Raw genomic sequence first — 13,391 nt, 5'->3', positions numbered from 1 at the left:
AAATATGGATATACTCTTTCCGCATCATTCCTTTTATTTAACAATAGCCCGTCGTTCTCGGGTTTGTTTTTTCTTTCTCCTTTTTTTGGTAAACGCCATAACGGCAGCACATCCCTGTGCCACCATTCCCATCGACATATTTAGTTCGAATTGTTGGTATCAATCAGCTCATCGAGCGAATTGATATGGACCCCCTGTAGCGTAATCAACGTCGCAGGTTGATGAGTGGTTCCACCGTTACCATCGCGATCAATAGACACCACGGTATTTCCGCCAACATAACTCAGAGTAATATAGTCACCCAGCGTATCGCTGGAACCATTCCAGCCGACCAGCAGCGCCGAAATATCGATATGGTCTCCCTGCGCGACTGAGAAATCGCTCCAGGTATCGCTACCATTGCCTCCTGTGTCGTCATCCGCCAGCAGGTTGTAAACCAGCGTATCGGCTCCCACTCCCATGCTGAAGGTATCATCGTAAGCGGTACTGTGAACGCTATCGTCATTGACGCTGCCGGCGATCTGCGGATGCAGATCGATGGTCAGGTTCGCCGTCGAACTGCCGCCATCACTACTGATAAGGGTATAGGTAAACGTCTCCTTAGCCGTTATAGCGTCGGTATTGACACCATTGTTCAACTGATAGGTGTAACCTCCTTCCCCATTAATGGTCAGGATCCCATATTCACCATACAGCACCGCATTTCCATTAGATGCGCTGGTCCCCGTATCGTTAGTTACCGTGCCATCCGAATGGAAGGTCCAGTTGGTCACGACGCCCAGATTATTTTCGCCACTTATCGTAAAGCCGCTATGCAGCGAACCAAGCGTATCCGGTGTGCCATTCGCATCGGAACCGTCGAGGATATTGCCTGCCACGGATTGCGCGACCGTCAGATGCGCATCGGTATGGATCTCGGTTCCTGTCACGCTCGCTGACAGGCTGTAGGTCATCGCCGGGCCAGCCTGCATCGTATGACTAATACTCAGCGTATAATCACCTGCCGCCAGTTGTACCGGGTTGCTGCCGTTGACCAGGTTTAGCGTCGCGGTAGCCGAATCCGCCCCCGGGCTCAAGAGGGTACCGTTGAGGGCCATCTCCAGAGGCCCCGTCCACACCGTGACATCTGTCGTGACTCCGCCAACGGTCACATGATGGATTAACGTGACCGTTCCGGAAAGATCGCCATTCAGTAGTGAAAGGCCACTGGTTCGGTTACCACTCAGGTTGAGAGTGATAGACGCCCCATCCACCTCCCGGCCTTCCGCGATGGTAAAGTTCTGGCTTGTTACTTTCACCGCCGAGGTCGCGCCAGTCTGTACCGCAGCGTTCGTCACCGCAAGATTACTGACGCTTTGCGTCCAGGTGGCCGCTTGCATTGCCGTCGGCGCCGACAGGGAAACGATATCATCAATCGCCACCGCCGGTGTCGATTCAATATTCATCGTCAACGTAGTCGATGAAGTCTGACCCAACGCATCTTCTATCGTATAGGTGAAGACATCGCTTTGACCGGCGCCCGTTGTACCATTGGCATGATAGCTATAACTACCGTCCGCCTTGATGAACAGCGTTCCCCAGGTGCCATTTATAGTGACGCCCTCAGGGGTGACGGTTTCTACCTGCGAACCAAACTGGACGCTGCTTACGGTAATCCCGTTTCCGGTATCGCCGACATCACCATCGCTATCAGTATGCAGAACATTACCCGTCACATATTTGGCCGAATCAGTCACCTCCATACTAATACTGGTGCCCAAATTGAGATTCAGAATCGAGCCGATCACCCCTCCTGTGGTGGGTGACGAAATAACGACCATATAGTTACCGGCGCCAATTCGTTCGAACTCTCCTCCCCCCGCATACTCAAGGCTTAATCCAAGGAGACCTGTCGGCGTTGCTGTAATTCCATCCTTAATGACCCCGACAATCTGGTTCGTATCGGTATTGACCAGAATAAGATCCAGGGTGACAGCGCCAAGCGCGATGCTAAGGGCAGTAGACCCTGAAACGCCTAACGTCACATCCTGTTCAGTCCCCTCGGCCACGGTAAACTTAAAGCCATTAGTCGGAAGCGCGACATTCACGGTATTCAGTAACGACAGGCCCGCCACCTGAACGACATTGCCCCCTTGAATATCAAGATTATCCTCGACATTGCCGACGTAATAAGCCTGCGTATCAGGATTGGCCTGGGCGGTTTCGATCTCCTGACCAATATTAATGGTCAGGGTCGTGGTGGATTGCAGTCCATTACCATCCGTAATGGTGTAGGTAAATACATCTGCATTACCTGCTGACCCCGCCTTACCTGATGCCTGATAGCTATAGCTGCCATCAGCGTTAATAGTCAGGACACCGTAAGCACCGGTTACCGATATGGTGCCGCCATCCACGGAGACAGTCTCGCCTGCGGCAGTGGTAGCCGTTACCGACGTTACCGAAAGATCGGTACCGCTATCGGCCATATCGCCGTTGTCGGATCCCTCCAGTACGTTGCCTGTAACGGTACTTCCGCTATAACCGAGCGAGTCTGTTACCGTTGCCTCAACGAAGGTGGCAACGCCTGCCCCTGCCAGCGTGTTGATCAGGCTCACCAGCACCCCATCAGAATTGGGTGAGGATATCGCCAGCGCATAGTTACCAGCGGGCAGATTCTCAAAGGAAGCGGTGCCGCTATAGACCAACCCACCAAGCAAGGTTGCGCTAATACTCACGCTCCCCGGGTCGATAGCAACAACGCGTCCCGTAGCGATATCAATCACCGACAGATCGGCTGTCAGCGTATTTCCCGCCCCCAGCAGATTGACTATCGACGTTAACAGTCCTGCTGTTGAAAGCAGAGAAACACCACTGACATCAACCGTCATATCTTCTGTTGTGTTGTTATCCACGTTGAAGCGGAAACTACTGCCAGACAACAGCGACACATTAATCGTGCTCAACAGCGAGACACCAACCAGTTGCGAGAGATTGCCTTCAGTGCCATTAAGGTTGCCGTACTGCTGAATAATCTCAGAACTATTAGTATCAGGTATTGCCTCAACGGAATCCGAGTCGCTGTCGGAGTCGGAGTCGCTATCAGAGTCCGAATCGCTGTCAGAATCCGAGTCACTGTCAGAATCCGAATCACTGTCTGAATCGGAATCGCTGTCAGAGTCGGAATCGCTGTCAGAATCCGAGTCACTGTCAGAGTCGGAATCGCTGTCAGAGTCGGAATCGCTGTCAGAATCCGAGTCACTGTCAGAGTCCGAGTCGCTGTCAGAATCCGAATCGCTGTCAGAGTCCGAGTCACTGTCGGAATCCGAGTCGCTGTCAGAGTCGGAGTCGCTGTCCGAATCCGAGTCGCTGTCCGAATCCGAGTCGCTGTCCGAATCCGAGTCGCTGTCGGAATCCGAGTCGCTGTCGGAATCCGAGTCGCTGTCCGAATCCGAGTCGCTGTCCGAATCCGAGTCGCTGTCGGAATCCGAGTCGCTGTCCGAATCCGAGTCGCTGTCGGAATCCGAGTCGCTGTCGGAATCCGAGTCGCTGTCAGAATCGGAGTCGCTGTCAGAGTCTGAATCGCTGTCGGAATCCGAGTCGCTGTCGGAGTCGGAGTCACTGTCCGCATCAGCATCTGACTCACCGGTATCGCTTCCTGCCACAATATTAATTGTCAGCGTGGCCGTCGCCATATCACCATTCTCATCCACTATCGTGTAGGTAAAGACATCAGCCTGGCCAACTGCGTCCGCATCGCCAGTCGCCTTATAGGTATAGCTGCCGTCCGCATGGATCGTCAGCTGGCCGTAAAGACCGTTGATCACAACGCCTTCAGACGTCACATCAAGCGGCGTGGTCTGCACGCTGGAGGCGATTTTGCTTACCGTAATGCCATCCCCGGTGTCTGCGACATCACCGCCTGCATCTGCAGTCAGCACATTGCCGGCAATTGCCGTCGAGGTGTACTGCGTAGAGTCTGTGATCGTCGCTTGCGCCACCGACAGCAGATTGGCTGAAGCCAGTTCATCAACCACTGCGGCCAGCGCGCCGGAAGCCTGTGGTGAAGAAACCACCACCGCGTAGTTCCCTGCCGGCAGGTCGCTGAAGGTCGCGCTGCCGGAGTAAACCAGATTGAGCAGCGCCAGAGATGGCGTCAGGCTCACGGCATCTGGAATAATCTGCACCACCTCACCGGTGTCGGTATTCACTATCGACAGATCGGCGGTGATAGATGAAGCACCTCCCACCAGTTGTCCCACCAGTGCCAGTACCGACTGCAGACTCAGCAACGTTGAACCGGTAACAGCTATCGTCACGTCCTCAGTGGTTCCTTCACTAACCGAGAACTTCGTTGAGTTTGCCGCCAGCAGGGAGACATCCACCGTATTGAGTAAGGAGACACCGAGCAGCTGGCTTGCGGTTCCGGTCACGTTGTTAAGATTGCCCTCTACGGTATCGATAGCCGCCGTATGGGTATCATCATTTGCCTGCGGTTCGGTATCCGAATCGGAGTCGCTGTCGGAGTCCGAGTCACTGTCAGAATCCGAATCGCTGTCAGAATCCGAGTCACTGTCAGAATCCGAGTCGCTGTCAGAGTCGGAGTCGCTGTCAGAATCGGAGTCGCTGTCAGAGTCGGAGTCGGAGTCGGAGTCGGAGTCGGAGTCAGAATCGCTATCCGAGTCCGCATCGCTGTCGGAGTCAGAGTCGCTGTCAGAATCCGAGTCGCTGTCCGAGTCTGAATCGCTGTCGGAATCCGAGTCACTGTCGGAATCCGAGTCACTATCTGAATCGGAGTCACTGTCGGAGTCGGAGTCAGAATCACTGTCAGAATCCGAATCGCTGTCAGAATCCGAGTCACTGTCAGAGTCAGAATCGGAGTCGCTGTCGGAATCCGAATCGCTGTCGGAGTCAGAGTCACTATCTGAATCGGAGTCGCTGTCAGAGTCAGAGTCGCTGTCTGAATCGGAGTCGCTGTCGGAGTCCGAGTCGCTGTCGGAATCCGAGTCACTGTCAGAGTCGGAATCGCTATCCGAGTCGGAGTCGCTGTCGGAGTCCGAGTCACTGTCAGAGTCGGAATCGCTATCCGAGTCGGAGTCGCTGTCGGAGTCCGAGTCGCTGTCGGAGTCCGAGTCACTGTCTGAATCCGAATCGCTGTCGGAGTCTGAATCGCTGTCGGAATCCGAGTCGGAGTCGCTGTCGGAGTCCGAGTCGCTGTCGGAGTCAGAGTCACTGTCAGAATCCGAATCGCTGTCGGAGTCAGAGTCGGAGTCAGAATCCGAGTCGCTGTCTGAATCCGCATCGCTGTCGGAGTCTGAATCGCTGTCGGAATCCGAGTCGCTGTCTGAATCAGCATCGCTGTCGGAGTCTGAATCGCTGTCGGAATCCGAGTCGCTGTCAGAGTCCGAATCGCTGTCGGAATCCGAATCGCTGTCGGAATCCGAGTCGCTGTCAGAATCGGAGTCGCTGTCAGAGTCAGAATCCGAGTCGGAGTCAGAATCGGAGTCGCTGTCTGAATCCGCATCGCTGTCAGAGTCTGAATCGCTGTCGGAGTCAGAATCCGAGTCACTGTCAGAGTCGGAATCGCTGTCAGAGTCCGAGTCACTGTCGGAATCCGAGTCACTGTCAGAATCGGAATCGCTGTCAGAATCGGAATCCGAGTCGGAGTCCGAGTCACTGTCAGAATCCGAATCGCTGTCGGAGTCGGAGTCACTGTCAGAATCCGCATCGCTGTCAGAATCCGAGTCGCTGTCGGAGTCGGAGTCGCTGTCGGAGTCCGAGTCACTGTCTGAATCCGAGTCGCTGTCAGAGTCGGAATCGCTGTCGGAGTCAGAGTCACTATCCGAGTCCGAATCACTGTCAGAGTCCGAGTCGCTGTCGGAATCCGAGTCACTGTCAGAGTCGGAATCGGAATCCGAGTCGCTGTCAGAATCGGAGTCACTGTCAGAATCCGAGTCGCTGTCAGAGTCCGAATCGCTGTCAGAATCTGAATCGCTGTCAGAGTCGGAGTCACTGTCAGAGTCCGAGTCGCTGTCCGAATCCGAGTCACTGTCAGAATCCGAGTCACTGTCAGAGTCGGAGTCACTGTCAGAGTCGGAGTCGCTGTCAGAGTCGGAGTCGCTGTCAGAGTCCGAGTCGCTGTCGGAGTCAGAATCGGAGTCGGAGTCGGAATCCGAGTCGCTGTCCGAGTCCGAATCGCTATCCGAGTCGGAGTCACTGTCAGAGTCCGCATCGCTGTCCGAATCGGAGTCACTGTCAGAGTCCGAGTCGCTGTCAGAATCCGAGTCACTGTCAGAGTCGGAGTCACTGTCAGAGTCGGAATCGCTATCCGAGTCGGAGTCGCTGTCGGAGTCCGAGTCGCTGTCGGAGTCAGAGTCACTGTCAGAATCCGCATCGCTGTCGGAATCCGAGTCGCTGTCCGAATCGGAGTCACTGTCAGAATCCGAATCACTATCAGAGTCGGAATCACTGTCCGAGTCCGAATCGCTGTCGGAATCTGAATCGCTGTCAGAGTCCGAATCGCTGTCAGAGTCCGAATCGCTGTCGGAGTCCGCATCGCTGTCAGAATCCGAGTCACTGTCTGAATCCGAGTCGCTGTCGGAATCCGAGTCGGAGTCAGAGTCCGAGTCGGAGTCCGAATCCGAATCCGAGTCGCTGTCAGAGTCCGAGTCGCTGTCGGAGTCAGAATCGGAGTCGGAGTCGGAATCCGAGTCGCTGTCCGAGTCCGAATCGCTGTCAGAGTCCGAGTCACTGTCGGAATCTGAATCGCTGTCTGAATCGGAATCGCTGTCAGAATCCGAATCGCTGTCAGAGTCCGAGTCGCTGTCGGAGTCCGAGTCACTGTCAGAATCCGAATCGCTGTCAGAATCGGAGTCACTGTCAGAATCGGAGTCGCTGTCGGAGTCAGAGTCACTGTCGGAATCCGAGTCGCTGTCCGAGTCCGCATCGCTGTCGGAATCCGAATCGCTATCCGAGTCAGAATCACTGTCGGAGTCAGAGTCCGAGTCGCTGTCTGAATCAGAATCACTGTCAGAATCAGAGTCGCTGTCGGAGTCGGAGTCGCTGTCGGAATCCGAGTCACTGTCAGAGTCCGAGTCGCTGTCGGAGTCGGAGTCGCTGTCGGAATCCGAGTCACTGTCAGAGTCCGAGTCGCTGTCGGAATCCGAGTCGCTGTCAGAGTCGGAATCGCTATCCGAGTCGGAGTCACTGTCCGAGTCCGAGTCGCTGTCAGAATCCGAGTCACTGTCGGAATCCGAATCGCTGTCAGAATCGGAGTCGCTGTCGGAGTCCGAATCACTGTCGGAATCGGAGTCGCTGTCAGAATCCGAGTCGCTGTCCGAGTCCGAGTCACTGTCGGAATCTGAATCGCTGTCAGAATCCGAGTCGCTGTCAGAATCCGAGTCACTGTCAGAGTCGGAGTCGCTGTCGGAGTCCGCATCGCTGTCAGAGTCCGAGTCACTGTCAGAGTCGGAATCCGAGTCGCTGTCAGAGTCGGAATCGCTATCCGAGTCGGAGTCGCTGTCAGAGTCAGAGTCACTGTCAGAGTCGGAGTCACTGTCAGAGTCGGAGTCACTGTCAGAATCCGAATCGCTGTCGGAGTCAGAGTCGGAGTCAGAATCCGAGTCGCTGTCAGAATCGGAGTCACTGTCAGAGTCGGAGTCGCTGTCGGAATCCGAGTCACTGTCGGAATCAGAGTCGCTGTCGGAGTCAGAGTCACTGTCTGAATCGGAGTCGCTGTCGGAGTCAGAGTCACTGTCTGAATCGGAGTCACTGTCAGAATCCGAATCGCTGTCAGAGTCCGAGTCGCTGTCAGAATCCGAATCACTGTCAGAATCCGAGTCACTGTCAGAGTCGGAGTCGCTGTCGGAATCAGAGTCACTGTCAGAGTCCGAGTCGCTGTCAGAGTCGGAGTCGGAGTCGCTGTCAGAATCCGAGTCACTGTCGGAATCCGAGTCGCTGTCAGAGTCGGAGTCGCTGTCGGAATCAGAGTCACTGTCAGAGTCCGAGTCGCTGTCCGAATCCGCATCGCTGTCGGAGTCGGAGTCACTGTCTGAGTCCGAGTCGCTGTCAGAGTCAGAATCGCTGTCGGAATCCGAGTCACTGTCGGAATCTGAATCGCTGTCCGAATCGGAGTCGGAGTCAGAATCCGAGTCGCTGTCGGAGTCAGAGTCACTGTCTGAATCGGAGTCGCTGTCGGTATCCGAGTCACTGTCTGAATCGGAGTCGCTGTCCGAGTCCGCATCGCTGTCGGAGTCAGAGTCGGAGTCAGAATCGGAGTCGCTGTCGGAGTCAGAATCGCTATCCGAGTCAGAATCACTGTCGGAATCTGAGTCGGAGTCGCTGTCGGAGTCAGAGTCGCTGTCGGAATCCGAGTCACTGTCAGAGTCAGAATCGCTGTCAGAATCCGAGTCACTGTCAGAATCCGAATCGCTGTCAGAATCCGAGTCACTGTCAGAATCCGAATCGCTGTCGGAGTCACTGTCGGAGTCACTGTCAGAATCCGAATCGCTGTCGGAGTCACTGTCGGAATCAGAGTCGCTGTCAGAATCCGAATCGCTGTCAGAATCCGCATCGCTGTCAGAATCCGCATCGGCATCACTTTCGCTGCCGCCAGGGTCAGTATCGCTGTCTGAGTCAGAATCCGAATCACTATCAGCATCGGAGTCTGTATCATCAATGTTAGAATGAGATGAGTGATCTTTATCAGATGATCCCGCAATCATCGCGCCCACCCCCAGCAGTGCCGCCCCAGCCATTACCCATGGAGCAATGCTACCACCAGAACTGCCAGCAACTAGTAATCCTGAAATATCGCTGATGAGAGAATAATGGGCATCGCTGGTTCCTGCCCCTTCAAGCCACCACAGAGCCCCACTATCGTCATCCTGTAAAACTAAATCGCTATGATGCCCACTGGCATCATTAACAAAAAAGTTTTTCAGCGTAAGCGTACTGCCATCGTTTATCTTCAGAACAAGATCATTACCTTGCCTCGAGAACGAACTGATGTCCTCTCGCTTAATATGCAACACGACAACTGACTGCGTGTTCAAGTTAACTTGATTACCATCGATGGTGTATTTCACACCTGTGTCTTTTGCTGTGATATTTATATTTTTCATCAGGACGCACCCTTGGGATGAAGACGCAGTCAGAGGTTTTGAGATAATTCTTACTTATGCATCTTATTAGATATACCAGAAACCACGGGGCCGCAAGGATGTTAAGAAACAAAACTGAAATACATTGAAACAAAACAACTGATTGATAAATAAGACAATAAAACAGAAAACCACACTTCTATACTCTTTTATTTTTCATGCCAGGTTTTCATTTCATTAAGAACTCGTTTGGCAAAAAAAAATTATACTTCCTGGCTTCGTCATATCTTTCTATCGTTTTTTTTCATCGCCCACCTCAAAAAATGAGACCTTTGTCACGGAATTGCAATATTCAAATCACCTCCTTTTTTTAATAATTAAAATAATTACCGTATTAATAACCTTAATTAAAACATGCCTTAAAAAAATGAAAAAATTCGAGTTTGAGTGTTTTTTTATTATTCCACATAATTAGCATGGCCATCTGTGATTAATAAAGGCATTATGTTCCACAAGGTTATTTCCACTCTATAAATTTTCAAATGAACAACGAAACGTTTCGCTAAGAAAACATAAATAATGCGAATTTTATTTATTAGAGAGGATAAAAAAACCCGCTAATGCGGGTTATTTTTACTTAGCCAGCCCCAGTCGCGGTAGCTCAATTGCCGGACAACGATCCATCACCACGTTTAACCCGGCTTCTCGGGCCAGCACCGCGGCCTGTTCATTGATCACCCCCAGCTGCAGCCACAGCGTTTTCGCGCCGATAGCAATCGCCTCCTGCGCCACGCCCCATGCCGCTTCTGAATTACGGAAGACATCAACCATGTCGACCTTTTCCGGAACATCGGCAAGCGTTCCATAGCCCTGTTGCCCCAACAGCGTCTTGCCTGCCACCTTCGGCGAAACCGGGATAACGTAATACCCCTGATCCAGCAGATACTTCATGACCCGGTAGCTAGGACGGTCAGGTTTGTCGCTGGCGCCGACCAGCGCAATCGTCCGTGTCGAGGTCAGGATTTCGGCAATATCGTTCTCTTTCATGGTTTCCTCCTGCTATTTCACCTAAGTGTATGCTAATCCGCAGCAGGGGGCCATCCAGGCTAACCCGCAGATTCAGCAAAATTTTCATCCCTGATGCTTGCAGCGACAGCCACATTCAGTAATCTGTCAGCAGGTCAAAATGCGGAATGAAAATATGGAACTGACAACACGTACCCTGCCTGCGCAAAAACATATCGCGCTGGTGGCTCACGATCACTGTAAAGATATGCTGATGAAATGGGTTGCTCGCCATCAGGCGCTGCTGGCACAACATGTTTTGTACGCCACCGGCACTACCGGCAACCTGGTCTCCCGGGCTACCGGGCTGGAGGTCAATGCCATGCTGAGCGGCCCGATGGGCGGCGACCAGCAGGTGGGTGCCCTCATTTCAGAAGGGAAAATCGACGTGCTGATCTTCTTCTGGGATCCGCTGAACGCCGTTCCCCACGACCCGGATGTCAAAGCCTTGCTGCGTCTGGCCACAGTCTGGAACATTCCGGTCGCCACTAACGTCTCCACCGCTGACTTTATTATCCAGTCGCCGCACTTCGCTCAACCGCTCGATATTCTGATCCCGGATTATCCGCGATATCTTGCCGAGCGCCTGAAATAATCGAACCGCGATCACGGCTTTCTGGCCACAGGCACATCCAGCGCCTGCAGGATCTCGACAAACGGCGACGGTTGCGCCTTGTTAAATAACAGCCACACCCGGTGACGGGCACGGGTTATGGCCACGTACAGCAGTCGACGTTCCTCCGCATCCGGAAAATCTTCCGGTTGCGGCAGGAGCGCCTCCTCTATGATCGACTCGCGCGCTGGAGCCGGAAACGCATCCACTCCCTCCTGCAGTCCCAGCACAATGACATAGTCGGCCTGCTGACCTTTGCTGGCGTGAATAGTCATAAAATCAAGCTGGAGGTGCGGCCAGCGCGTCACCGCTTTATCAAGCGCCTCGGGCTTCAGATGATGGTAGCGGGCAAGCAGAAGGATTCGCTGCTCGGGCTTAACGTAACCGCTCAATTTATCCAGAAGATCGTCCAGCTTATCGTCGGCTAACAGAGTGACGGCCTTTTTATCTCCCGCGGTCAGGCTGTTCAGCGGTTTGCTTAACTGATGCGGATTCTGCTGGATAAAACCATTGGCTATTTCGCCGATACGCCCGTTAAAGCGATAGGTGGTATCCAGCGCACAGCAGTCCCCTTCGCCAAAGTAGTGGTTGAACGCGGTGGTCAGGGAGAGCTGCGCCCCGCTGAACCGGTAAATCGCCTGCCAGTCATCGCCAACGGCAAAGAGCGTGGTTTGGCTATTTTGCCGGCGTAACGCGGCCAGCAGCGAGGCTCGCTGCGGCGAAACATCCTGAAATTCATCCACCAGAATGTGTTTCCACGGGCTAACGAAGCGGCCTTTATCGAGAATATTGACCGCCTGATGGATCAGGCCGGAAAAATCGACCGCATTCTCCGCCTTCAGCGCCGCCTTCCACTCTTTCAGCAGGGGCGACATCAGCTTCACCCGTTTACTGAACAGATCGCGTACCGCATCCGGCGCGCCGGCGATCATCTCTGCCTGGGAGCCGCCGTGCATGCGCATCAGGCTGACCCAGCGGTCAAGCCGGCTGGCCATCCGCCGCTGCACCTTTTTATCCTGCCAGAAGTCCCCTTCCGGCAGTTGCCAGCCCATCTCCTCTTCCAGCCACAGGCGCCAGCCTTTCGCCTGCGCTTTTTTCTCCTGGCACTGCTTTTGCCAGCTTTTCAGCAGCAATGCGTGGCGGGCCGCAGTATCGCTTTCCAGCTTACTGATGGTGGGCACTTTTTTGCTGCCCTGCTGGATAATATGCAGCGCCAGCGAGTGGAAGGTGCGGGCGGTAATATCGTCTGATGCCAGACGCTCGCGGATCCGCTCATCCATCTCCTGCGCCGCCTGGCGGCCAAATGCCAGCAGCAGAATTTGCTCTGCCGCCGCTTCTCCCCGCGCCAGCAGCCAGCCCGCTCGAGCCACCAGCACCGAGGTTTTACCACTGCCCGCTCCCGCCAGCACCAGCAGGGAGTGCTCGCCGTTCACCACCGCTCGCGCCTGCGACGGATTGAGCGGGGAGGATTCCACTCCGTCAAAAAAGCCGCGATACTGTTCCAGCATCGCCTCGGTAAAGGCCTGGTTATGGGCCTGACGCGCCGCTTCAATATCCCCTAACCAGCGCTGACATTCCCGCCACAGCTCCCGGCAGTTATCAAAGGCGTCAAGCCGGCTAGTGGGCATCGGCAGCCCGGTTAACGCATGGCGGATATTATCCTGAACATCCGCCACCTGCTGACGCGTCAGCCACTTACCTTCTGCCCGGGTGCGTTCGATGGCTGTCAGCTGCTGCTTCAGCACCCCGGCGGCGATATCGCTCATTTCCGTGCTCCACTGCTGCCAGAGCGTGTGTAAATGGTGATAAAAGCGCTGCGTTTCGCTCCATTCGGTACCGTGCAAACGCACGACTTTATCGTCCGGCAGCACAAACTCCAGTTCGCCCCAGACCAGACCGCGCTTACAATGCACTGACAATAACTGATTGAAAGGGATAAGATACTCATGACGATCGCCGGAAACCTTTACCCCGGCATTCAGTAACTGCACCCTGTCATAAGGATGCTGAGCCATGCGTTTGCCCAATGTTGTCGCTTTAAGTTCCATATAATGTCGATTTTCAATCAGGGTGGATTGTTTTTCAGTTTAACCGTCCCGGACCAGGTGCTCCAGCGCAAAAAAACGTTACAATTGTCAGGTCTTATTATCCACAGGGCAAAACCGAGGCTTTATGCGTACCATTCTGAATATTTTGAACTTTATCCTTGGCGGTTTCGCCACCACTTTAGGCTGGCTGCTCGCCACCCTGGTCAGCATTATGCTGATCGTCACGCTGCCGCTGACTCGTTCCTGCTGGGAAATCACTCGCCTTTCGTTATTTCCCTATGGTAACGAGGCGATTCATGTTGATGAGCTCGAGCCAGGTCGCCAAAACAGCCTGCTGAACGCCGGCGGCACCATCCTGAACATTCTGTGGTTCATTTTTTTCGGCTGGTGGTTGTGCCTGATGCATATTTTCAGCGGCATCGCCCAATGCCTGACTATCATTGGTATCCCGGTGGGGATCGCTAATTTTAAAATCGCCGCCATCGCCCTCTGGCCGGTGGGTCGCCGGGTCGTCTCTGTGGAAACCGCGCGCGCCGCACGCGAAGCCAATGCGCGTCGTCGCTTTCAGTAACCGAACGGAACACG

At 54.1% G+C, this 13,391-nt stretch carries 5 protein-coding genes; 2 read left to right on the top strand and 3 right to left on the bottom strand.

Annotated features, from left to right (window positions below; translation table 11 throughout):
- Window positions 1-140 precede the first annotated feature (140 nt).
- Both ACLH1U_RS15765 and ACLH1U_RS15760 read right to left on the bottom strand, forming a co-directional pair.
- Complete coding sequence (locus ACLH1U_RS15765) at window positions 141-9,101, bottom strand: BapA/Bap/LapF family prefix-like domain-containing protein (protein WP_411299331.1); 8,961 nt, start codon at window positions 9,099-9,101, stop codon at window positions 141-143.
- Between the two features lie 612 nt (window positions 9,102-9,713).
- The gene (locus tag ACLH1U_RS15760; RefSeq protein WP_117132600.1) at window positions 9,714-10,127 is read right to left on the bottom strand and encodes a CoA-binding protein; all 414 of its coding nucleotides are present in this window, start codon (window positions 10,125-10,127) and stop codon (window positions 9,714-9,716) included.
- A gap of 154 nt (window positions 10,128-10,281) precedes the next feature.
- Between ACLH1U_RS15760 and mgsA the strand changes: the two genes are divergently transcribed.
- Window positions 10,282-10,740, top strand: a complete 459-nt coding sequence (mgsA, locus tag ACLH1U_RS15755; protein WP_004201439.1) for a methylglyoxal synthase — start codon at window positions 10,282-10,284, stop codon at window positions 10,738-10,740.
- A gap of 11 nt (window positions 10,741-10,751) precedes the next feature.
- Here mgsA and helD read toward each other — a convergent pair whose 3' ends face one another.
- The gene (gene helD, locus ACLH1U_RS15750; protein WP_236947937.1) at window positions 10,752-12,806 is read right to left on the bottom strand and encodes a DNA helicase IV; all 2,055 of its coding nucleotides are present in this window, start codon (window positions 12,804-12,806) and stop codon (window positions 10,752-10,754) included.
- Window positions 12,807-12,930: 124 nt separating this feature from the next.
- Here helD and ACLH1U_RS15745 point away from each other — a divergent pair, with 124 nt between their 5' ends.
- On the top strand, window positions 12,931-13,377 hold the full coding sequence (locus ACLH1U_RS15745; RefSeq protein WP_004201437.1) for a YccF domain-containing protein: 447 nt from the start codon (window positions 12,931-12,933) through the stop codon (window positions 13,375-13,377).
- Window positions 13,378-13,391: the final 14 nt, after the last annotated feature.

It is taken from the genome of Klebsiella sp. 1SOBk5mer, assembly GCF_046603115.1.
GTDB classification, from domain to species: Bacteria; Pseudomonadota; Gammaproteobacteria; order Enterobacterales; family Enterobacteriaceae; genus Klebsiella; species Klebsiella quasipneumoniae.
This window is presented reverse-complemented; position numbering and strand designations above follow the sequence as displayed.